We start from the raw sequence: 21,604 nt of genomic DNA on the forward strand, positions 1-21,604 counted from the left end.
TTATTAAAGCTTTAATTTTTTAAATATAAATTCAGGTATATTCCTGATAATCATCATAATAATACTCCAAACCGGCAAAACGTATGCTACATTCTTTTGCTTTTTAAAAGCTTTATAAATGCATTCCGCTGCCTGCTTTGGGGTTGCCGTCAGTTTAGGATTCAAAGGCAGTCCTTCTGTCATCTTTGTGGCCATGAAGCCCGGTTTTATGGTAAGGACGTGTACTTTTTTCTCAAAAAGGTAATTTCGGAGTCCACTAAGATACGCAGTAAAAGCAGCTTTTGCGCTACCATAAATAAAATTACTCTGCCTCCCCCTGTCTCCAGCTACAGAAGACAGTCCGATGATGGTTCCCGATCTTCTGCTTTCAAACTTTTGGGCAAAATAGTTCATTACCGGAATCAGTTTGGAATAATTGATCTGGATAATCCTTTCTGTATTCCTGTTGTCATAAAGTCCCTCCTCGGTTGCATCTCCTAAATATCCGACAGCACAAAATAATACATTTGAACTGACATGATCAAATGTATTATAATCAATCTCTTTCATCAGATCAATTTCGATCACTTCGGACTGCTGCAGAAATTTCACATCAATATGCCGTGCAAATCTTTCGGTGGTTTCTTTACTTGAAGTGAAAAGATATATTTTCTCAAACTTTTCTCCCTCCTGAAGAGCCTTTTCCACAAAAGCCTGAGCTACCTCAGACGTACTTCCCAGAACTATCATTTATGAATTGTTGTTTATGATTCTTTTGTGCTGCAAAGACACAAATTTTGAACTTTGAATATTTTTAAGATAATTGGTGAGTGAAGACCTGCTCATGCTGTCTTTGGTAAGATAAATCCTTCCTCCGAACTGCTGCACGGTATCATCTAATTTCTCCACCAGCTTTTTCAATTTTGAATTGACCTTAAAATCAAGAGCCAAAGTATAGCCTTCAAAAGGAAATGAGTTATACGCTTCAGGATTATTTTTTCCGAAAAGCTTCAGAACAGCCAGAAATGATCCGTTGCCACTTGCGGCAATAGTTTCAAGGATCTGTTTCATTCCTTCTTTGCCCGCTTCTTTGGGAATTACCATCTGATACTGAATAAAACCTGATTTTCCGTAGATTTTATTCCAATCGGTAATAGCATCCAGCGGATAAAAAAAGGTTTCGTAATCAATAAATGATTTTACTTCTTTTTTTGCCTGTTTTTTGTAATACAGAAGATTAAATATCTTCACTGTGAGTGCATTCAAAACAAATCCCGGAAAATAAAACGGAACGGTTGGCTGAAGCTTTTTTTTCAGTCTTAATGGCTGCTTGGTGAGGTTTTGGGGAAGTTCGTGCTGAAAAGCATGCTCTCCTCTCATCAGAATGCTTCTTCCGAGATTTTTTCCTTTTTGAAGACAGTCAATCCACGCTACAGTATAGGTCCAGCTTTCACTTTCTTCAAAGAGTCTGAAAATTTCATCCAGATTTTCTGCTTTAATGCTTTCCTGACGAATGTAAGCGGTTTCTATATTTTTAAGTTTGAATTTTACGGTAAGTATAATTCCTGTCAGTCCCATTCCTCCTATACTGGCCCAGAATTTATCTGAATTTTCATCTCTGGAGCAGGTTATAATATCTCCTTTTTCTGTCATCAGCTTAAATTCCATCACATATTCTGAAAAACAGCCTTCTGAGTGATGATTTTTGCCATGAACATCTGAAGCAATAGCGCCCCCAACGGAAATAAACTTTGTTCCAGGAGTTACATACAGGAAATATCCCTGCGGAACTGCAATTTCAAGTACATCTGAAAGCAATACGCCGGATTCACATTCTATAATCCCGTTGAGGCGGTCGAAACTGATAAACTTATTTAATTTCCTGGTAGAAAATATGGTCTCTCCCAGAGAAGCATCACCATAGCATCTTCCATTTCCTCTTGCAATAATCTCATTATGATTAAGAACAAACTCCTTTATTTTTTTGAAGCTATCCTCGGATCTCATTTCTTTCTCTACCACAGGGAAATTTCCCCAATTGGTCACCTTTTGTGTGAAATTTGGCTTCATTTTTTAAAATAAATCTGAATTAAAAATGCGGCAACCCAAAGTACTAAAGTTACCTGTATATACCGGTCTCTGTAGACAATTTTGGTAGGAGACTCTGTCCTGTTGTATACCAATGTCTGCTGCAGATATCTTAAAAATGCAAAAACCACAAATATTACCGTATAGAAAACTCGCTCATGAAATCTTGCCTGCACTTCAGGGGAAAGCGTAAACATCAGGTAACAGACAATCGCCAGGGTTACTGAAATAGACAGGGCAATATCTGCAAACTGCACGTTATATCCGTCCAGTGCTTTTCTTGTTTTTCCTGAAACCTGTGCATTGATGAGCTCTCCTCTTCTTTTTCCGATGGCCAACACAAGAGCCAGCACAAAGGTAAGCAGGATGGCCCATTGTGAAATGCCGATGCCTGTAATATAACCTCCTGCCAAAACTCTTAGTACAAAACCTAAAGCGATAATGAAAATATCGATAATGGGAACATGTTTAAGCTTAAAGGTATAGGCAATATTGATCACAATATAAAGACCTATGATCGTGGCAAATTTCCATAAAGATTCATGAAAATAAAGCTGAGCAAGGGCTACAAGAGCTATATCGATAATAATGAGTCCGGTAAGAATTCCTAAAGCTTTTGATTTTGAAATGGCTCCGCTGGCCAGAGGTCTTCTCCTTTTCTCAGGATGTTTACTGTCTGCTTCTATATCATTGTAGTCATTGAGGATATAAACGACGCTTGCTGCGAGGGAAAAAATAATAAATGCAAAGATGCTTTTGCTGAGTAAGTCTATGTTTGTAATGTTTCCTGAAAAGAACAAAGGAACGAAAACAAATAAGTTTTTGACCCACTGCTCTACCCGGAGGAGTTTAAGATATTTCTTCATTTATGTTATTTCAGTTACAAAAATAATGAATTCAAAATTTAAATCATAAAAATACAAAAAAAACCGCCGAGGCGGTCTTTTACGAAAATATTTATATATAAAATTAATTACTGCCCTTGCTTGGCTTCGTTAATCATTTTTTCATTGGCTGTAATAGCAAATTCTACTCTTCTGTTTTTAGCTCTTCCTTCATCTGTGTCGTTGCTAGCCACTGGCATCGCTTCTCCTTCTCCTTTGGTAAACATTCTTGCTGATGCGATTCCTTTTCCGGATAAATAAGCTTTCACAGCGTCTGCTCTTCTTTGGGAAAGCGACAAGTTGTAAGCATCTGCTCCTTTACTGTCTGTATGTCCGTAGATATTGATATTGGTATCCGGGTTGTCAGCCAGTACCTGAGCTAATTTATTCAGGTTGGTTTGAGCAGTGGAAGTAAGATTTGAAGAGTCAAAGGCAAAGTTTACAATGCTTTCGTTCATGGTAATTTTAATCCCGTCTCCTACTCTTTCTACTTCAGCTCCAGGTAAAGTTTCTTTAATCTGCTTAGCCTGCTTATCCATTTTGTTACCGATAACGTTACCTGCAACACCACCGATAATCCCTCCCAGTACTGCTCCTAAAGCTGAGTTTTTACCACTTCCTACGTTATTACCCAAAATACCTCCAAGGACAGCCCCTGAGGCAACACCTACTGCTGTACCTCTTTGCTGGTGGTTGGAATTCTGCACAGCTTCACAACTTGTTAATAATAATGCTGATGATAAGAAAAGAGCTCCTATATATGTTTTAGTAAATTTCATTTTGTAATTTTTTAAAATTGATAAATTATTTCATTCCCGTTCTCTGAAAGTTGTAAACAACCTGCACTGTATTCCCGTCAAAAGGAACGCTCTGTACAAGTGAGAACTGATCTGTAGACTGGTTGGCAATAGTTAAAGAATATCCTACAGTATTTTGCTTAGCTTTAGTTCCCGCAGCAATTTTTTTAAACAGGAAAGTATTGCCATCTTTTACTTCAAATTTAATAGGCTGAGTAATGCTTGGGCAAGCTCCACCTCCGTTTAAAGTATAGGCACCGGTGTAGTTATTAGGAATTAATCTCCAATGACTTCCTACAAAACACTGAGCATCTGCTCCTTCGTCAAAAGGTTTGATTTTGAATCCTTTTTCATAATCAACGCTAACAATCTGCCAGTCGCCTTTTAATTTAAGGTATTCAACTCTTTGGTTTTGTGATGTTTCCGCTTTTTTCACTGAGGAACAAGACACTGCAAAAAGTGATGTTCCGATCATCCCTGCAAGTAGTAACTTTTTCATTTTGTTGTTTATTATTTTGTTATTTATAAAGTTACAAAAAACCGTGCCAAATTGAAAAATAAAAACAAAAAAAGTCCGAAAATTTCGGACTTCAGATGGTTTTCCCTTATATTCAGGGATATATATTATTTTTTAACAGCCTTTTTTATGGATTTCGCAGGCTTAGCATTACCTGATGATTTTCCGTTATAAAAGTTGGTGTATGCATATTCTGCTGCTTTCTGAAGATCGATTACTCCTCCGGCCTGAGAAAACTCAGGAAATTTGTTTTCTGAACTCAGATTGCTGCTTTTCACAAGTGCTTCAATGATCTGATCAGGCTTCAGGTTTGGCATATAAGCCAGCAATACTGCCGCTGCTCCCGCTACTACAGGAGATGCCATAGAAGTTCCCTGAAGATATTTATATTCGTTTTTAGGCACGGTAGAGTAAATTTGTTCACCCGGTGCAAAAACGTTGACCATTTTTTTGTTAAAATTAGAGAAATCGGCTCTGAGCTCATTATTTCTGTTGGTACTTGCTCCTACAACCAATACATTATTGACGAATGGTTTTTCATCCGTAACATTTTTAAAGTTGGTCGGGAAAGCCAAGTGCTCGGCAACATCTTCGTTTTCGTTACCGGCTGCCTTTACTAGAAGTACGCCTTTTTCTTCAGCATATTTAAAAGCATCCCATACTACATTTTTCCCTGGAGATACAGGTTTTCCAAAGCTCATGTTTAAAACTTTAGCTCCGTTGTCTACTGCATAACGGATAGCGTTGGCAACGTCTTTATCTCTCTCATCACCATTTGGAACTGTTCTTACAGACATGATTTTAGCTACTTTAGAAGCTACCCCATACTGTATTTCTTTTCCCTGCGGAAGACCTGCAATGATTCCTGCAACGTGTGTTCCGTGCTCTGCATCCGGTCCTTCATAGTGGTTGTTTCCGTAAATTTTTTCAGAATAATCATCGTAGTTATCTCCTACAATTTCTTTTCTTGGGTCATAGCTCAGATCGTACTGCTTAGCCTGCGGAGCAAAGTGATCAATGGCTTCTTTCATTTGCTCGTTCATCAATTTCTCGAATTCAGCGGAAGATTTCCCTTTGAATTCAGGACTTTGAGAAACCTGTCCCAGAACCTGAAGTGCAATGGCATCTTTCTGATCTGTGGGAGGCTTAATTCCCTGCAAAGTTTCTGCAGTAACAGGCTTACCTCCTAACAACTTCACCATATTGGGGATGATGCTGTTGATCATGGTGTACGTCTGCAAGCTTTGTTTTGCATCAATACTCTTCTTATTGAAAAGCTCTTTAGATTTCATATACAGAGCAAACTCTTCGGGCATTTTCGCCTGGTTTGCTTTGTTTTTTGATGAATCATCACCTTCGAAAACAGACTTATATTTAGCAACAACTCTTGTTACTTCCATATTGTCGATATCAATATCGCCATTTTTTCCACCGATAAAGTTCCATCCATGTACATCATCGATATATCCGTTTCCATCATCATCTTTTCCGTTTCCGGGAACTTCATTAGGATTGGACCAAATATTTTTTACAAGACCTGGATGATCAACCTGAACACCACTGTCTAAAACTCCTACTACAACAGTTTTAGGTTTAAGGCCTTTTGATTCTAAATATTTATAAGCGTTTGCGGTATTTACTCCATATACTTTTGTAGTTGAAAAGTCTTTATGGTACCAGGTCATCAGATCTTTATCTTCTTTTGGATCCATGCTTTTTGCCGAAGCTTCCTGAGCATAAGAGAAACTGAAGCCTGTAAGAAAAACAGCTGCTAATAGTACCTTTTTCATATGTCGATATTTATTTTTTTCTATATTTGATGAGATCGTCATTTTCATTGATTCATTGTTCAGAAAATTTCGTTAACGGCGATTTCATGCTAATACGGTTGTTTAATACTTTTGATATAAGTCAGAGATTCAGGTCCTTTGTTACATATAAGGTCTAAAATTGACAAATCTTCTAAAAATCCTAATTTATCTGAAAAGGTCTGGTAGTATTCTCCCATTTGAAATTCAGAAGGAAGTTTCGCCGAAAACTTTTCTCTAAAATTAATGCTTTCAGGATTTTTGATATATTCTTCATTCAAAGACTGTGCCTTTTCTGTTTTGAGGATCTGCTGTATAATCTCTAATACTTTAAGATTGAAATCAAGGAGGAATTTTTCCTCAAGCTCAAATATTTTCTTCAATTGATCTTCATAATATTCAAAGTAAGGAGAACTCTGATAGGCAGTCTTGATGGATTTCCAGTGTAAGCTTCTCCAGTCTTCTCTGTAAGAGATTTCGATATCTTTGAATTCTCTTTTACCGTTATGATGGACAGGAATGATTAAAGAAAGCTTTCCATTAGCCCCATAGATATTGGTTCTGCTCCTGTAGGTCTGCTTAGGGAAATTCTCAAACTGTTCAAATACAATCTCGTTATCAGGATTCAAAAACACTGAAAACCATGAAATCGGGGGCATATAAAATACCGGCAATAATACATTTGTCATATTCATCCTATTAAAAAATGAAGTATCTTTTCAAATACTTCATTTTATCTTTAAATTTTACATTAAATTATACTTCGTCTTCCGTTTTTTTCTTTCCGAAAAGTTTCATGAAATATTCCCATCCGAAAAACAGGATAAGAATCATTGCGGCTACCCACCAGTATGAAGTTTTATTGGCTTCTCCTGTGTTGGTTGCTTTAAACATTCTGTCCCAACGAACTTTAAACGGTGCCTGATACGTAGAGCTGCTGTCTGAAAAAGCACCCTGAAGGCTCATCCACGTAAACATCGGTTTTCCAACAATATTTTCTTCCGGAACGAAACCAAAGAATCTCGCATCCAGTGAAGCATCCCGGTTGTCTCCTACCATCATATAATAATCCTGCTGGATGGTATAATTATTAGCTTCTTTTCCATTGATAAAGATCTTTCCGTTCTTTTTCTCAAGATTGTTGTGCTCGTACTGTGAAATAATCCACTGGTACATTGGAAGGGTTTGGCTATTGATTGCTACCACATCTCCTTTTTTAGGAATTCTCAGCGGGCCATACCAGTCCTGGTTCCAAGGCTGATTGATCGGGAAGATGGATTGAGTGGTATCTATTTTTGTTTTGGCTTCGTCTCTGTAATATACGGCAGCTTCTCCTTTAGGGGTAATATCCTCTTTCATGTCTATGACCTGAGGAAGTTGCTTGATTTCTTTAGCGGTTTTATCCGTCAATCCCTGGAAAGCATAAATATATCCTTTCTCACCCTGCACTTCCTGTACCGGTAAGAATCCGTAAGTGTTATATAGTGCAGGAATATCCAGCTGGCTTCCTGTATTAACAATGTATCGGTGCTGTACTTCCTGATCTCCTAAAACTTTTTCTGATTTTCCATTGACAAATAGTCTTCCGGCTCTCATCTCAAAAGTATCGCCTGCAACAGCCACACATCTTTTAACGTAAGGATCTTTTCTGTCGATCGCTGTATGCACAGAATCTCTAGGATAATTGAATACGACCACATCATTTTTCTGCGGCTTACTGAACTGGAAAATTCTTGTATAAGGCAGTTTGATGCCATCAACGTATGATTTTGGATCATCTTTCGGGTTTCCTTTCTGCCCTGTATCCATAATGGTTCCCTGAAGGAATGGTATAGCAACGGGACGCATCGGCATTCTGTAACCGTAGCTCCATTTGTTCACAAAAAGGAAATCACCTACAAGAAGTGTTCTTTCCATAGATCCTGTGGGAATACCGAATGGCTGTGTTACAAAAACGTGAATAATAGTCGCAAAAACTACTGCAAAAGTAATAGATCCTAAGAAGGTATCTTTCTTTTTTGCATTTTTCTCTTCATCTGTCATAAAGAGGTCGTTGGCATTTTCATCCTCTACTTCTGCATCTTTAGAATAGTTCACTGTAGCCATATAGATAAACGGCAGGATCACGGTAAGCAGCTGGTCTTTGAAAAGAGATTTTCCAAATTTTTTCATTAAATAAATATGGAAAGCAGACATCATAATAGGTCCTACTATCGGCAGATAGGAAAAGATAGCCCACCATTTCGGATGTTCGGTTTCCTTTAAAATAATGAAATAATTATAGAAAGGTATAAATGCAAATAAGGGACTGTATCCCATTTTTTTGAACAGTTTCCAAGTGGAAATCCCCATCAGTACAGATAAAATGAGAACATATACTGTATAAGTTAAAAAATAATTCATAGTTTTTTGTGCCTATTCTGATAATATAAATGATCAATGATGATTAATACATGATAACACCATTACCTGTTATTAGTTGAGTAGTTAGCGTATTTGTTACAAATTAAAGCCCCAAAACGTCTTTCATTGTAAAGTTTCCTTTTTTGTCTTTGATCCATTCTGCAGCGACTACAGCTCCGAGTGCAAACCCATTTCTGTTGAAGGCCGTATGTTTTATTTCAATTTCGTCCACCTCACTTTTGTAGTAAACGCTGTGAGTCCCCGGAACCTCATCTTCTCTGATAGCAAAAATGCCCAGCTCTTTGTCCTGAGTTTCTTCCAGTTTCCAGGCGTTAAATTTAGGATTATTTTTGATGATGCCTTCAGCAATTGAAATGGCTGTTCCGCTGGGCGCATCTTTTTTGTGAATGTGATGAATTTCTTCCAGCTGACATGAGTATTCATCCACATTTTTCATAATGTCGGCTACTTTTTCGTTCAGGGCAAAAAACAAATTCACCCCTAAACTAAAGTTTGATCCATATAAGAAAGCGCTGTCGTTGTCTACCGCAATTTTTTCAACTTCTTCCTTTTTGTCCAGCCAACCAGTGGTACCACAGATCACCGGTATCTGATGTTTAAGACATGCTTTGATATTATCGTATGCCACTTCCGGTAATGAAAATTCAATAGCGACGTCGGGATTATTAAGGTTTTCTGCTGTTGGAGTTTCTTTTAGACGGGCCACTATTTCGTGTCCTCTCTTCTGTGCGATCTCATCAATGATCTTCCCCATTTTACCGTATCCAACTAATGCTATTCTCATGTGATGTCTGTATTTAGTATGATCCTGAGCCATACGGCTGGTATCACTTTTATTAAAAATTTGTATTAAAATCTGTAGCTTAAACTTAATCCGGTTTTGGGAGGAGTAACGCCATACTGATCCTGAATCACAGTAGGGCTAAAAGTAAGATCCGGGTCATGTCTACTTTCGTATAGATGAGCGTCTACCACGGCATCTACGATGTTCAGAATATAGATCAGGCCTGTAATAGCTATGGCGTAATCTCTTTGTCTTTTATATCTGTCCTGGGCATTTCCAAAAGCTCTTTTATCCAGTCCGGGGTTGTCATCTACAAACTGATTGGGGGTTCCGTTAAGTTTTGCCACATAATATTCCCGATATTTTTTGTACTGATTATTACTCCAGATCGTATATCCGATACCGGCTCCCATAGCGCCCCAAACAATAGGAATTTTTATATACTTTTTATTGTAATACTGCCCCAGTCCGGGAAATACTGCAGAATACAGTCCGGCTCTTGTAGGGTTCAGTTTGATCGTTTTCTTTGTGGGTCCGTTTGCATTTTCAAGATCTGCTATAATCTTAGCTTCTGTTTTCACAGGTTTTGCAGGTTTTGAAGATGATTGAGTTACCACTGCAATACTATCCTTCGGAAGAGGCCCTACGCGAACAGTGTCGCCGGGAGTGACCTGCGAATAGGCTAAAGCAAAAGTGCACAAAAAAAATGTGAAAAATATTTTCTTCATTATTTAATATGGGATAAAATATACTCCAGTTCTTCTTCATTTTTGAAGTCCAGGACGATTTTACCTTTTTTACCGTTTCCGGAGGTTTTGATCTCTACTTTTACGTCTAAAATATCAGCGATCGTTTTCTGTACTCTCTTAAAATTGTTGGAAAGCTCAGCATTTACTTTTTTCGCTGCCGGTGATTTAGGATTTTTCAATACTGTCGCAGCTTGTTCAGCCTGACGTACATTGAGTTTTTCTTTAATGATCAGGTCAAATAAGATCTGCTGATGTTCTTCACTTTCAAGACTAATGATTGCTCTTCCGTGCCCTGCTGAAATCTCACCGCTTCTGATCGCATTCTGAATATCGGGATTCAACCTTAACAACCTGATAGAGTTGGTAATGGTACTTCTATCCTTTCCTATTCTCTGGCTCAGATTTTCCTGAGTGAGACCAATTTCATCCAAAAGTCTCTGATAGGTTAAAGCAATCTCGATAGCATCAAGATCTTCTCTCTGAATATTTTCAACAAGAGCCATTTCAAGCAGCTCCTGATCATTTACTAAGCGGATATAAGCAGGAATCGTTGAAAGCCCGGCTATTTTACTTGCACGGTAACGTCTTTCCCCTGATATGATTTCGAATTTCTCTCCATCTTTCCTTAAGGTAACCGGTTGGATTATCCCTAAATTTTTGATGGACAGAGCAAGTTCGTTCAATGCTTTTTCATCAAAATAAGTCCTTGGCTGAGTAGGATTGGGATAAATATCTTCAAGGGCTACCTCTACAATATTCCCCACAAACTTATCTGCTCCTTCATCGGTAGCGGAGTTGACACTCGCCTTGGATTCAGCACTTAAAATAGCACCTAAACCGCGTCCCATAGCTCTTTTTTTGTCCTTCATAGATATAATTGATAAATGATAATTGATAAGTGACGATGTAGATTCACCTAGGATCCATTTATTATTAAATTAATTTTTTACTAAATTTTCGTTCTTCAGCAAGACTTCTTCTGCCAGCTGAATATACTGGATCGCTCCTTTACTTTCAGCATCGTAGTTCAGGATGCTTTCTCCAAAACTGGGTGCCTCACTTAATCTTACATTTCTGCTGATGATGGTTTCAAAAACCATGTCCGGAAAATGTGAATTTACTTCCTCCACTACCTGGTTTGACAGTCTCAGTCTGCTGTCGTACATGGTAAGAAGAAGACCTTCAATTCCAAGATCTTTATTATGGATTTTCTGTACATTTTTTACAGTATTCAAAAGCTTACCTAACCCTTCCAATGCAAAATATTCGCACTGGATCGGAATGATCACAGAATCTGCTGCAGTAAGAGCGTTCACCGTAATAAGTCCTAAACTGGGTGCACAGTCGATGATGATATAATCATAATCCTCTCTCACCTCTGCCAAGGCTTTCTTCAGCATATACTCACGGTTTTCTTTATCCACGAGCTCGATTTCTGCTGCAACCAAGTCAATATGTGAAGGGATGATATCCAGATTGGGAGAAGCGGTTCTTTTGATACAGGTTCTTGTATCTGCGCTGTGCTCCAGAAGATTATACGTAGAATACTGAACATCATCTACACCAAGCCCTGAGGTTGCATTAGCCTGTGGATCTGCATCAATGAGAAGTATTTTTTTTTCCAATACCCCTAATGCTGCCGCCAAGTTTACAGCTGTGGTCGTCTTTCCAACTCCACCTTTTTGATTAGCGATACCTATGATTTTTGCCATTATTAGAACTTTAGATTTCAAAAATACACTTTTTTCTTTGCTCTGTATGAATGGCGAAATTCAAAATTGAGTTAAAGTATTGTTAATAAACACCTTAACGATAAAAAAAATTATCCACAAAAAAAATTCTTTGTGGATAACTATTAAGATCTGTTTTTTATGTCATTTATTCAAAGTTCATTGTGATAGGAAATTTGAAATAACTTCTTACGGTCTCGCCTTGTTTATTTTTAGCTGCTTTCCAGGTTCCTCCGACACTTTTAATAGTTCGGATAGCTTCTTTATTAAATTCAGCATCTTTACCATCAGCTTTAATTCCGGAGATCGTTCCATCTTTTTCTACTACAAAGGTGATGATCGTTCTCATTGTTTCTCCGGTTCCTTCAAACCCCGAGCTGTCAAATTTACCAATCACTTTATTTCTGAATGAATCAATTCCTCCTGCAAATATTGCTTCTGCACTTAGCTCTCCTTTATTTGCGATGTGATTATCATCTACTTTTGGAGCTGGTACAGGAGTATCTTTTATCACAGGCCCATTTCCTATAACAGGAGGTGGAGGAAGATAGCTATCGGGTTTTACAGGATCTCCTTTCAGGTTATCTATTAGTCCGGAAGTTGCATCTTTAGGTTTATTCTGTTTTATTGGCTCTATTGCATCACTTTTAGGTACAGGTACAGAAGTATCTACTTGTTTCACATTTGGTGGAGAAACAGGCTGAACAGGCTTTACAATTTCTACCGGTGGTCTTTGCTGATCGTCAACCTTTTTTAGTTTAATGATTACCGGAGGGCCGTCTACAGGTACATGAACAGACGGTTCGTTTGTAAATGCCGAGATTACAAGAGGCGTTATTGAAATGGCAGCCAATAAACTCACTCCTACAAAAAGTGCTTTGGTGAGTATTCGATCTGATTCATTTCTTAAAGCATAGGCACCGTATTCTTTGTTGCGGTGCTCAAAAAGAACTTCGTTGAAACGAAATTCCTGGTTTTGATTTAGGTGTTTCATCACTATTAAATATTTAAACTGTTAAAATCAGTGATTATTAGTTTTAAGGTCTTTTTGCAAAAAGTTTAAAATCTCCATCAACAATCTTGCCATAAAATTGAACAAATGTTAATTATTTAACGAATTATATGAAAGATTTAATAAAAACAGGTTTCATGATACCCAAAAGCCTGAAAACACTTGTACATTAACGATTAGCTATTGATAATTTTAATGAAGATTTGAAATCAATTTAAACAAAGCTTTATTTTAAATACTAAGCGACGGCCACAGAAAGAAATTATATTTAAAACAGACACTTCGAGAATCGTCTTTATCATAAAGCTCCAACCTGCTAAAGTTCAATTTTTTACAAAACACGACATTATAGTTATGAATTGATAATCAAATGGTTATATTTGTGTTTTTTTAACATTAGTTTAACATTTTTGCTTATCTTTGCTTTTCGTCAAACAATCAAGAATGTCTTTATATCAACAAATTGCAGAAAAACTACAGTATATAAGTCCGAGTTTTTACAAGAAAAGATATTTTAAAAATTTAAACCATCTTACAGAAACTAATTTTTCGGCACGTAATGTAGAACCGGAGCTGGTATGGATCAAGGAGTACCTTCCGAAAAATGCTGTAATACTGGACATCGGAGCCAATGTCGGAACTTTTCTCTATCAACTGGAAAGCAAACTCAATCATGAAAATATTTATGGTTTCGAACCGAATAAAAAGCTTTACCGACGTCTGAAAAGGCTTTTCCCGGCAATGAGGATATTTCCGCTAGCTCTTTCTGACGAAAACACTACGGCTGAATTTAAAGTTCCTATCATTAACGGGCGACAAATTGCTTCCCGTGGCACTTTAAACACTTCATACAAAGAAAAAGGTGAAGAGAAAAGCTACACCGAAAAGGTCAAGGTGATCAAACTGGATGAATGGGCTGCTATAGAGCATTTCGACAGGCTGGATTTCATCAAAATAGATGTAGAGGGAAATGAAATGAAAACCCTTTCCGGCGCCAAAGAAATCATCAAACAATTCCTTCCGACATTAATGGTTGAAATGGAACAGAGACACCATGATAATCCGATATGGAACGATATTTCTGAAGTTAAGAACTGGGGATATGAAGCTCAGTATCTTAACCGTAACAGTTTTAAGCTGGAACTTCTCACGGAAGAGATTCTTACCCACAATACAAACGATGAAAAAAACAAAACCAGCTATATAAACAACATTATTTTTACGCCAAAAAACCATTAAAAGAACATTATGAGTGTAGTAGCGAGACAGGGCTTCAAGTATTCCATCATAGGTTATATTGGTTTTTTGCTGGGAACCTTTTCTATTTTTATTTTTACAAATAATCTTGAGTTTTACGGAACATTAAGATACATTATGCCCACTGCAGAAATGCTGGTTCCTTTTGTCGTTTTTGGGATTTCCTATTCCAATGTGAAATTTTTCAACAAGGTAGATCAAGATGGAAAACGGCACAATATGCTCTCGCTTTCGCTGGCTGCCGTTTTTATCAATTTCATTTTATTTTTAGTCGTTTTTTTTCTACTTCCCTACATTTTTCCGGGATTTAAGAATATGAAAGCCTGGAAGATTAAAGAAATTATCCTTCCTCTTACCTTAATGCTTTCATTTTGTGCTATTTTCAATAAATATATTTCAAATTATAAACGAATTGTTGTTTCCAACATTTTCGACAATCTTTTTCCTAAAATTGCTAACCTGGGAGCTTTCCTTATTTTTATATCTCTGGTCTCACACTATCCGGCAACCTCATCGATCCCTGAAAAAACAGCATTGCTATTTTTCTTCGGAATGTTTTTCCTGATGTTTATCGGTTATATTTTTTACACGAACAAGCTGGAAAAGATTCAATTTGATTTTAGTACGGGATACTTTAAAAAAGATCATTTTTACAAAGAGTTTGCAGCTTATAGTTTTTTTGGGTTTTTAGGGACTTTCGGTAATTATCTTGCGATCAATAATTTTATGATCGGGGAATTTCTGGGCATGGAAGAAGTTGGAATCTACTCTATTCTGTACGCTCTGATTTCATTAATCTCTGTTCCACAGCTAGGACTGTTTAATATTTCAGCCCCGATCATCAGTAAAGCTTTGGCTGACCGTGATATGGATGAACTCGACAGGTTCCATAAAAAGACATCTTTATCTCTATATTTTTTGGGTGCCGTCCTGTTTTCATGCATCATGGTAGGCTTTCCCTATCTGACTCATTTTATGCCCAAAAACGGAGTTATGTTAAGAGAATACGAACCTGTAGTCTGGATTTGGGGATCTGCTGTTTTGGTGGATTTAGCAACAGGATTTAACGGAAATATTATCTCACTTTCCAGGTATTATAAATTCAATATTCTGGTGATGCTTCTTCTGGCGGGACTCACCATTGGTTTGAATTTCTATTTTCTAAAAAATACAGATCTGAAATTGATTGGGGTCGCTTTATCCACTGCTATTTCTCTTACAACTTATAATGTTGTAAAAATTGTATTTAATTATTTTGTATTTAAAGTTTCTCCGTTAACAATCGAGATGATTTTTGTTTCAATTATCTGTACTTTAGCGATTACAGTGGCTATTGTTTTACCAACTTTCCATAATAACTTCATCAACTTAGTTTACAAACCGGCTGTCGTTCTTGTATTGATCTATATCGGGAATCATTTCACCAAAGTTTTCCCCATAGAGAATTATGTGAATGCAAAATTTATTAAGAGTATTTTTAAATTTAAATAGCAGCCAATTGGGAAAGGACTTCCTCAAGCTTTTTGAGTACGGCCTTTTTATGGTAGCTTTTCTGGAAATCGAAATGAATGTTTTTAAGCTCTTTAAACTGCTCTATAACATTTTCCTTCTCCGGAATAATAAATTCCAGTTTCGATGGATAATCTTTGGGGAAAACGGCTATTTTACCATATCTGATGGCGTCTCCCAGATTCCCGGTCATTTTGGTACGGCCATACACTTCTTCCCTGCTGAAAAATTCTGTTTTCTGCCGGATAGGACACCATAGCATATCTGCTTTCTGCATTCCTTTTTGAAAATCGGTATTCGAAACTCTGTCAGAAAAATATTGTATGGAGATGTTTTCAGGGAGTTGTTGAGACAATTTTTGAAGTTGTTTCAGTTCGCTGTCTTTAGCTTCCCCCAGAAATATAAATTCAAACTTTTCTTCGGTTTTTACCTGTTGAATGGTTTCAAAAACATGGAGATAATCTCTCCTTTTTTGAGAAACTCCTCCGGGAATAACAACGGTAAAATGTTTATTTTCCGGTTTTTCGGAATTTTCGTTGTAAAAAAGGGGCAGAAATTTGTACTTACCTACTGAAAGTTCTTCATCCAGGACCAACAGGTTTCTGGCATTCCGGTATGCCTTCGATGTGTAGAACAGACCTTCTTTCCACCAAAGCTTCAGCCTGTAGATGACATCCCCTTTGAAAATACTCTTCATCAGAGCACTTTTTGAGGCTAGTGAAAAATTGATATTATGAACAATAATTGCTGCATTGTATTTTTGGACCAATGCATGAAAAGTATTGAAATACCGATGAACAGTCCCAATAATAATCAAGTCATATTTTTTTAACTTCAGCTGTTCCAGAATCATCGAACTGTCGGATAAAAAAATGGTTTCTCCTGTCTCCTCCACTCTATCTTTAATCTTTTTCGAAAAGTAATAATCTACGCTCAGTTCAGAAGAGTCCTTCATAATGTCCATGAAGGCTTGTGCAATTTCTGCGTGGGTGTCTATTTCGATGTAGGCGATATTTTTCAATGAGGGATTAGAGATTAGAGATTAGAGATTAGAGATTAGAGATTAGAGATTAGTAAAGGTAAATGGCTTTAATGAATCTCTGTCTATCATTTTTAGATTTTCAGCCATTTTTTCCTGAGCGTTTTCCAGCGTTGAGCGTTGATGGATTTCTGCTCGTCTTTTGAGATTTTCAGTTCCAGTTTTTCTGTTTTACAGGCTTCGTAAGCTTTGATGATGCTAAAGAAAAAGGAAACAGATTGACTCTTCGCAGCTTCTTTTGAGGCGGCAATGTAAGCCAGGAATCTATTCAGTCCTAAAAAATAAAAATATCTTCCGTAATAATCTGCTGGTCTGATGGTATAGTCAGCTCCTTTCACTTTAATCAGTTTTACCTGAAGTTCAGGAATGACAGTTTCCTTCCAGCTTAGATTTTGCAAAAGAATGGAATCAATGTTGTCCCATCCCAATGTTTCCCTTATTCCGCCCATCTGTATAAAACATTCTTTGCGGTAGGCTTTCACAGGGCCTCTTACGTGATGTCTATTTGAATTGCCTTCATACACCCAAGCCCCTTCTCTTTCAACGTACAACAGGCCGCCAACAAGTCCGTATTCAGGATTGTTTTTAAAAGCATTTTGGACGGTCTCCAGATAATTTTCGGGAAGGATAATATCGGCATCAAATTTACAGATGATATCAAATTCATTTATATTCTGGGTCTTCAGTCCGTTTTTAAATGCATTGACGACTTTAGAACCCGGCTGATGCGATGATTTCTGAAGATCTACCGTTTCAAAACGGGAGTCCTGACCGGTATATTTCCGAATCACTTCCTGTGTTTTATCCGTAGACCCGTCATTAACAATCACGGTTTTAAAATCTTTACAACTTTGTTTCTGTAAAGATTCCAGAGTGAAGGGAAGATTTTCTTCTTCGTTGTGGGCAGGAATGATGATTAAAAACGTCACGCGTTTAAGTTATGAGTGATGAATAATGAATGATCAATGATAAATTCCTGACACGGGAGTATCGTTCATCACTTATCATTGATCATTGATAGCTTTTCTATTTATTATGCGGCGTCAGCATGTTTTTAGGGTCAAGAATTTCGTCTAATTTTTCCTGTGAAAGAATCCCTTTCTCTAAAACCAGATTATAAACACTATTTCCGGTTTCCAATGCTTCTTTCGCGATTTCTGTAGACTTTTTGTACCCGATATACGGATTCAATGCCGTTACAATACCGATGCTGTGTTTTACCATATTCAGGCAGATCTCTTTGTTAGCCGTAATTCCTACTATACATTTCTCACGAAGCGTGTCCAGTGCATTGCTAAGGAAATTGATATTTTCCATGATCGCATGGGAAAGTACAGGCTCCATTACATTAAGCTGTAATTGTCCTGCTTCTGCGGCAAAAGTTACGGTAAGATCATTTCCAAATACTTTAAAACAAACCTGGTTCACCACTTCCGGAATAACAGGATTTACTTTTCCAGGCATAATGGATGATCCCGGTTGCATCGGAGGAAGATTGATCTCGAATAATCCAGCTCTCGGACCTGAAGAAAGTAATCTTAAATCATTACAGATTTTGGAAAGCTTTACAGCAAGACGTTTTGTAGCGGAAGAATAAATCACATATGAGCCCGTATCCGGTGTTGCTTCTACAAGATTAGGAGCGGAAATAACCGGAAATCCTGTAATCTGAGCCAGATTTTTCGCACAAAGTTTTGCATACCCTACCGGAGCATTTAATCCTGTCCCGATCGCTGTAGCTCCCATATTCACTTCTACGAAAAGGTCAGCATTGTTATTTAATTTAGAAATATCTTCTTCCAATGTGGCAGCATAAGCTTCAAACTCCTGTCCCAAAGTCATAGGAACGGCATCCTGAAGCTGCGTACGGCCCATTTTGATCACATCGTGAAACTCGTTTCCTTTAGCACGGAAAGCTTCAACAATTTTCTCCAGTCTGTCCACAAGGCCAATGTTCATATGCAATAATCCCATTTTGATCGCTGTAGGATACGCATCGTTAGTGGATTGGGAAAGATTGATATGGTCATTCGGTGAACAGAATTCGTACTCACCTTTATTTTTTCCTAGTTTTTCTAAAACGATATTGGCAATCACTTCATTCGCATTCATATTGATTGAAGTTCCGGCCCCTCCCTGAATCATATCTACAGGAAACTGGTCGTGGTATTTTCCTGCTACAATTTCATCACAAGCTTCTGCTATTTTGAAATATAGGTTTTCATCAAGCAGACCTAATTCATAATTGGTTTTTGCCGCTGCTTTTTTTACAAAAGCCAACCCTTTGATAAAGTCCGGGTAGGAAGACAAAAGCTGTCCTGAGATTTTAAAGTTATCGATCGCTCTTTGCGTCTGTACTCCGTAATAAGCGTCTGCAGGCACATTTAACTCGCCTAACAGGTCACTTTCTTTTCTGAAATTTTCCATTACAGATAATTTAACTGTTTTTATTTTTAAATATAACAAAAACGCATCTTAACCGATGCGTTTGAATTTTTATTTCGCTGGATATTTTTGATTTAAAGCCTGAAGGATTGCCCATGTTTCGGCATCCATGATTCCATCATAATTCTGAGGACGGAAATGATACTGGAAAGCTTCGATTGTTTTTTTCGTTGCATCATCCCATTTTCCACTTAAATCCAAATAGTATCCGAATTTCTGCAATGCCGTCTGAACAACAAAGATAAACGACGGATCGATATATCTTACAGAAAAATCTGCCTGTGCCAGAGTCAGGAAGTTTTGTTTTGCCGTTTCGTCATACCACATTCCAAGCTGATATTCATCGTAAAGCTTTTTCCATGGAAACATTGGTCCCGGATCCTGTTTTCTGGTAGGGGCAATATCGGAATGGGCCAGCACATTGGTTGCCGGAATCTGATATCTTACGGCAATATCCTTAGCCAGTGCTGCCACTTTTTTAATCTGATCATCACTGAAACCAGCAAATGTTCTTTTTCCTGTGGCATCTGTTGTATACCCTGTATTAACGATTTCAATTCCTATAGAGGTATCATTAAGATTTTTGTCATTTCTCCATGCACTTACGCCTGCATGATAGGAACGTTTGTTTTCATCTACCAGCTGATAGATTTCATTGTCTCCCGTATTATTAACCAGGTAGTGAGCGCTTACGCCCTGCTGGGTAAGAGCAGTAAGGGATTTCTCGTCATTCAGTGCTGTATAATGTAATATGAGGTAACGCTGTCTGAAGTTCTGGGCAATGGAAGGAAAATAGGTCTTTACAACTTTATATCCTATAGGTTTTGCTGAAACGATAGAACCGTAGCTTGCTGTATTATCATTTTTTGCTGGATCTGCGAGATTGGTTGTAAAAAACTCTACACCGTGCTCATTGGTAATTTTAGGTCTTGGCGTTTCAGCCACCGGAGTTTTAACTGCGGGTTTAGCCTGTGATACCGGGGTTTTCGGCTTGTAAGTATTTTTTTTTACATTTTGTTGGGAAGTACATGAAAAAACAAAAGTACTTAATCCGATGATATATAATGTCTTACGCATCAGTTTATTTTTTTAACCATTTATCACTTCAAAAATACGCAAATTTTTCTTGAATTTTATTTGGTAAATAAAGAAATCTGTTCTATATTTGCACTCGCAATAACGGAACAACGATCATTAAAAAATAAGAAAAAAGGAGGGTTGCCAGAGTGGTTAATGGAGCAGTTTGCTAAACTGTCGACGTGCAAGCGTCGCAAGGGTTCGAATCCCTTACCCTCCGCTATTTTTTCTTACACTATCAATATACACTTCGGGGCGTAGCGTAGTCCGGTCATCGCGCCTGGTTTGGGACCAGGAGGTCGCAGGTTCGAATCCTGCCGCCCCGACAGTTTTATTAATTTTTACAAAATTATTTAATGGGTGCGTAGCTCAGCTGGATAGAGCATCTGCCTTCTAAGCAGACGGTCTCAGGTTCGAATCCTGACGCGCTCACTTAAAAAGACTTTACAAAAATGTAAAGTCTTTTTTGTTTTTATACCCTTCCTTCTTTTTATTATAATCATTCCTTTTTCCGGATCAGTTAAAAATCTGTGCAATTGCTTCTCTCTTTATGCCACTTATAATCCGTAGTATGAAAATCATGCTTTGTGTTAAAAAAATATTCTATTTCTCCGTCAACTGTTTAAATGATAGATTTTTCACATGACCTCTTTGCTCAAACAATAATAGATCAGAAATTCCGGAGAAGGATACAAAAGAACAGTTGTCAGAAATTGAGCGTTACAAACACCCTGTAAAAAGTATTTCTATAAAACACAATGAAACAGTGACCGGAAAATATTTGACTCTATTTTAAAGGACAATAAGATGCTCATATTGGGCGAAAATACTCATGATGACGGATCCACGTTTAAAACAAAAAGAAGACTCATCAAATATCTTCATAATCATATGGTTTTTCACATCCAGTTTTCGGGAAGTACATTATCATCCAAAAGCGGAAAGCTGTTACAGGATTTTTTTAACCGAAACAAGATCAACAGTACTACTTTTCCCATTTAAATAATACTGATGAGCTCAATCAATTTATTTATCAAAAGTATTTCAACAGAATATCAAACGGAAATCAAAAAAAAGAATAGACAAAAGCCTATTCTTTTTTAATCCAAATTCTTACACTAACGTGTAAAATAATATTTCTGCCGGTCTTTTGACAGAATTACCGTATCCTTTTTTTTATAAGATTTTATCTCAGTTCTGAATACCTGCGGATTTTCCTGATCCGGGCGAAGTATTCCGTACTGTGTTGAAATAATATTAAAATCAGCATTTTTCGGCTCTTTAAATCTTACGATTAGATAAATTTTCTTATCACCAGTAAAATTATCCACAATCCCGACCTTTACCTGAATGGTTTCGGAATTATTCACAATTTTATCATATTCTGAATTGTTTTCCTTGTCTGATCCCACCTGAAAATATTTATTAAAATTTCCTCCGGGACATGAACACAATGATAAGCAAACAAGCAGAAAAGCGCTGATTTTAAATATTATTTTCATTTT

General features: G+C 37.3%; 21 protein-coding genes and 3 tRNA genes. 6 read left to right on the forward strand and 18 right to left on the reverse strand.

Annotated features, from left to right (window positions below):
* Positions 1-3 precede the first annotated feature (3 nt).
* The 13 genes from BW964_RS08405 to BW964_RS08465 all read right to left on the reverse strand — a co-directional run bounded on the left by BW964_RS08405 (position 4) and on the right by BW964_RS08465 (position 12,754).
* A complete protein-coding gene (locus BW964_RS08405) occupies positions 4-729 on the reverse strand; it encodes an SDR family NAD(P)-dependent oxidoreductase (RefSeq protein ID WP_076506360.1) in 726 nt (241 codons plus the stop codon).
* The gene (locus tag BW964_RS08410; protein WP_076506362.1) at positions 730-2,049 is read right to left on the reverse strand and encodes an FAD-binding oxidoreductase; all 1,320 of its coding nucleotides are present in this window, start codon (positions 2,047-2,049) and stop codon (positions 730-732) included.
* Entirely contained in the window at positions 2,046-2,933 is an 888-nt protein-coding gene (locus BW964_RS08415) for a decaprenyl-phosphate phosphoribosyltransferase (RefSeq protein WP_076506364.1), read from the reverse strand. The genes BW964_RS08410 and BW964_RS08415 overlap by 4 nt, the downstream gene beginning before the upstream one ends.
* Positions 2,934-3,040: 107 nt before the next feature.
* On the reverse strand, positions 3,041-3,730 hold the full coding sequence (locus tag BW964_RS08420) for a YiaD family glycine zipper/OmpA-like lipoprotein (RefSeq protein WP_076506366.1): 690 nt from the start codon (positions 3,728-3,730) through the stop codon (positions 3,041-3,043).
* Between the two features lie 25 nt (positions 3,731-3,755).
* Entirely contained in the window at positions 3,756-4,247 is a 492-nt protein-coding gene (locus BW964_RS08425) for a lipocalin family protein (RefSeq protein WP_076506368.1), read from the reverse strand.
* Positions 4,248-4,372: 125 nt separating this feature from the next.
* On the reverse strand, positions 4,373-6,055 hold the full coding sequence (locus BW964_RS08430; protein ID WP_076506748.1) for a S8 family serine peptidase: 1,683 nt from the start codon (positions 6,053-6,055) through the stop codon (positions 4,373-4,375).
* An 89-nt stretch (positions 6,056-6,144) separates the two neighbouring features.
* Positions 6,145-6,768, reverse strand: coding sequence for a WbqC family protein (locus BW964_RS08435; RefSeq protein ID WP_185117113.1), 624 nt, complete (start codon positions 6,766-6,768; stop codon positions 6,145-6,147).
* A 61-nt stretch (positions 6,769-6,829) separates the two neighbouring features.
* Positions 6,830-8,476, reverse strand: a complete 1,647-nt coding sequence (gene lepB, locus BW964_RS08440; RefSeq protein WP_076506370.1) for a signal peptidase I — start codon at positions 8,474-8,476, stop codon at positions 6,830-6,832.
* A gap of 103 nt (positions 8,477-8,579) precedes the next feature.
* Positions 8,580-9,281 carry a 4-hydroxy-tetrahydrodipicolinate reductase gene (gene dapB / locus BW964_RS08445; RefSeq protein WP_076506751.1) on the reverse strand — a complete coding sequence of 234 codons (702 nt, stop codon included), beginning with the start codon at positions 9,279-9,281 and terminating at the stop codon, positions 8,580-8,582.
* A gap of 65 nt (positions 9,282-9,346) precedes the next feature.
* On the reverse strand, positions 9,347-10,009 hold the full coding sequence (locus BW964_RS08450; RefSeq protein ID WP_076506372.1) for a DUF5683 domain-containing protein: 663 nt from the start codon (positions 10,007-10,009) through the stop codon (positions 9,347-9,349).
* Positions 10,009-10,899, reverse strand: coding sequence for a ParB/RepB/Spo0J family partition protein (locus BW964_RS08455; RefSeq protein WP_076506374.1), 891 nt, complete (start codon positions 10,897-10,899; stop codon positions 10,009-10,011). The genes BW964_RS08450 and BW964_RS08455 overlap by 1 nt, the downstream gene beginning before the upstream one ends.
* A gap of 69 nt (positions 10,900-10,968) precedes the next feature.
* A complete protein-coding gene (locus tag BW964_RS08460; RefSeq protein WP_076506376.1) occupies positions 10,969-11,742 on the reverse strand; it encodes a ParA family protein in 774 nt (257 codons plus the stop codon).
* A 166-nt stretch (positions 11,743-11,908) separates the two neighbouring features.
* Complete coding sequence (locus tag BW964_RS08465) at positions 11,909-12,754, reverse strand: energy transducer TonB (RefSeq protein WP_076506378.1); 846 nt, start codon at positions 12,752-12,754, stop codon at positions 11,909-11,911.
* 462 nt (positions 12,755-13,216) lie between these two features.
* Here BW964_RS08465 and BW964_RS08470 point away from each other — a divergent pair, with 462 nt between their 5' ends.
* Entirely contained in the window at positions 13,217-14,011 is a 795-nt protein-coding gene (locus tag BW964_RS08470) for an FkbM family methyltransferase (RefSeq protein ID WP_076506380.1), read from the forward strand.
* Between the two features lie 9 nt (positions 14,012-14,020).
* Positions 14,021-15,520: a lipopolysaccharide biosynthesis protein gene (locus BW964_RS08475; protein WP_076506381.1), complete on the forward strand. Its 1,500-nt coding sequence runs from the start codon at positions 14,021-14,023 to the stop codon at positions 15,518-15,520.
* Here BW964_RS08475 and BW964_RS08480 read toward each other — a convergent pair.
* From BW964_RS08480 to BW964_RS08495, 4 genes are all read right to left on the reverse strand, one after another.
* The gene (locus tag BW964_RS08480) at positions 15,513-16,559 is read right to left on the reverse strand and encodes a hypothetical protein (RefSeq protein WP_076506385.1); all 1,047 of its coding nucleotides are present in this window, start codon (positions 16,557-16,559) and stop codon (positions 15,513-15,515) included. The genes BW964_RS08475 and BW964_RS08480 overlap by 8 nt on opposite strands.
* A gap of 92 nt (positions 16,560-16,651) precedes the next feature.
* Positions 16,652-17,506 (reverse strand): glycosyltransferase family 2 protein, encoded by an 855-nt coding sequence (locus tag BW964_RS08485; protein WP_076506386.1) that lies wholly within the window; start codon positions 17,504-17,506, stop codon positions 16,652-16,654.
* A gap of 97 nt (positions 17,507-17,603) precedes the next feature.
* Positions 17,604-19,004 carry an aspartate ammonia-lyase gene (gene aspA / locus BW964_RS08490; protein WP_076506387.1) on the reverse strand — a complete coding sequence of 467 codons (1,401 nt, stop codon included), beginning with the start codon at positions 19,002-19,004 and terminating at the stop codon, positions 17,604-17,606.
* A 69-nt stretch (positions 19,005-19,073) separates the two neighbouring features.
* Entirely contained in the window at positions 19,074-20,099 is a 1,026-nt protein-coding gene (locus BW964_RS08495; RefSeq protein ID WP_076506388.1) for an N-acetylmuramoyl-L-alanine amidase, read from the reverse strand.
* A 135-nt stretch (positions 20,100-20,234) separates the two neighbouring features.
* On the opposite strand from BW964_RS08495, the gene BW964_RS08500 reads away from it, so the two are divergent.
* From BW964_RS08500 to BW964_RS08515, 4 genes are all read left to right on the forward strand, one after another.
* Positions 20,235-20,319: transfer RNA gene (locus tag BW964_RS08500), tRNA-Ser, on the forward strand.
* Positions 20,320-20,350: 31 nt separating this feature from the next.
* Positions 20,351-20,425, forward strand: a tRNA-Pro gene (locus BW964_RS08505).
* Positions 20,426-20,457: 32 nt separating this feature from the next.
* Positions 20,458-20,531 (forward strand) — tRNA-Arg (locus BW964_RS08510).
* Between the two features lie 375 nt (positions 20,532-20,906).
* Positions 20,907-21,101, forward strand: a complete 195-nt coding sequence (locus BW964_RS08515; RefSeq protein ID WP_076506389.1) for a hypothetical protein — start codon at positions 20,907-20,909, stop codon at positions 21,099-21,101.
* A gap of 116 nt (positions 21,102-21,217) precedes the next feature.
* On the opposite strand, the gene BW964_RS08520 is transcribed toward BW964_RS08515, so the two are convergent.
* Complete coding sequence (locus BW964_RS08520; protein ID WP_076506391.1) at positions 21,218-21,601, reverse strand: hypothetical protein; 384 nt, start codon at positions 21,599-21,601, stop codon at positions 21,218-21,220.
* Between the last annotated feature and the right edge of the window lie 3 nt (positions 21,602-21,604).

Origin of the sequence: Chryseobacterium shigense (genome assembly GCF_900156575.1) — a bacterium.
Lineage (GTDB): Bacteria > Bacteroidota > Bacteroidia > Flavobacteriales > Weeksellaceae > Chryseobacterium > Chryseobacterium shigense.

What these genes read in the sequence shown, in the direction of transcription:
- BW964_RS08405 (WP_076506360.1), bottom strand. Translation starts at nt 729, where the DNA reads ATGATAGTTCTGGGAAGTACGTCTGAGGTAGCTCAGGCTTTTGTGGAA.
- BW964_RS08410 (WP_076506362.1), bottom strand. Translation starts at nt 2,049, where the DNA reads ATGAAGCCAAATTTCACACAAAAGGTGACCAATTGGGGAAATTTCCCT.
- BW964_RS08415 (WP_076506364.1), bottom strand. Translation starts at nt 2,933, where the DNA reads ATGAAGAAATATCTTAAACTCCTCCGGGTAGAGCAGTGGGTCAAAAAC.
- BW964_RS08420 (WP_076506366.1), bottom strand. Translation starts at nt 3,730, where the DNA reads ATGAAATTTACTAAAACATATATAGGAGCTCTTTTCTTATCATCAGCA.
- BW964_RS08425 (WP_076506368.1), bottom strand. Translation starts at nt 4,247, where the DNA reads ATGAAAAAGTTACTACTTGCAGGGATGATCGGAACATCACTTTTTGCA.
- BW964_RS08430 (WP_076506748.1), bottom strand. Translation starts at nt 6,055, where the DNA reads ATGAAAAAGGTACTATTAGCAGCTGTTTTTCTTACAGGCTTCAGTTTC.
- BW964_RS08435 (WP_185117113.1), bottom strand. Translation starts at nt 6,768, where the DNA reads ATGAATATGACAAATGTATTATTGCCGGTATTTTATATGCCCCCGATT.
- lepB (WP_076506370.1), bottom strand. Translation starts at nt 8,476, where the DNA reads ATGAATTATTTTTTAACTTATACAGTATATGTTCTCATTTTATCTGTA.
- dapB (WP_076506751.1), bottom strand. Translation starts at nt 9,281, where the DNA reads ATGAGAATAGCATTAGTTGGATACGGTAAAATGGGGAAGATCATTGAT.
- BW964_RS08450 (WP_076506372.1), bottom strand. Translation starts at nt 10,009, where the DNA reads ATGAAGAAAATATTTTTCACATTTTTTTTGTGCACTTTTGCTTTAGCC.
- BW964_RS08455 (WP_076506374.1), bottom strand. Translation starts at nt 10,899, where the DNA reads ATGAAGGACAAAAAAAGAGCTATGGGACGCGGTTTAGGTGCTATTTTA.
- BW964_RS08460 (WP_076506376.1), bottom strand. Translation starts at nt 11,742, where the DNA reads ATGGCAAAAATCATAGGTATCGCTAATCAAAAAGGTGGAGTTGGAAAG.
- BW964_RS08465 (WP_076506378.1), bottom strand. Translation starts at nt 12,754, where the DNA reads ATGAAACACCTAAATCAAAACCAGGAATTTCGTTTCAACGAAGTTCTT.
- BW964_RS08470 (WP_076506380.1), top strand. Translation starts at nt 13,217, where the DNA reads ATGTCTTTATATCAACAAATTGCAGAAAAACTACAGTATATAAGTCCG.
- BW964_RS08475 (WP_076506381.1), top strand. Translation starts at nt 14,021, where the DNA reads ATGAGTGTAGTAGCGAGACAGGGCTTCAAGTATTCCATCATAGGTTAT.
- aspA (WP_076506387.1), bottom strand. Translation starts at nt 19,004, where the DNA reads ATGGAAAATTTCAGAAAAGAAAGTGACCTGTTAGGCGAGTTAAATGTG.
- BW964_RS08495 (WP_076506388.1), bottom strand. Translation starts at nt 20,099, where the DNA reads ATGCGTAAGACATTATATATCATCGGATTAAGTACTTTTGTTTTTTCA.
- BW964_RS08515 (WP_076506389.1), top strand. Translation starts at nt 20,907, where the DNA reads ATGCTCATATTGGGCGAAAATACTCATGATGACGGATCCACGTTTAAA.
- BW964_RS08520 (WP_076506391.1), bottom strand. Translation starts at nt 21,601, where the DNA reads ATGAAAATAATATTTAAAATCAGCGCTTTTCTGCTTGTTTGCTTATCA.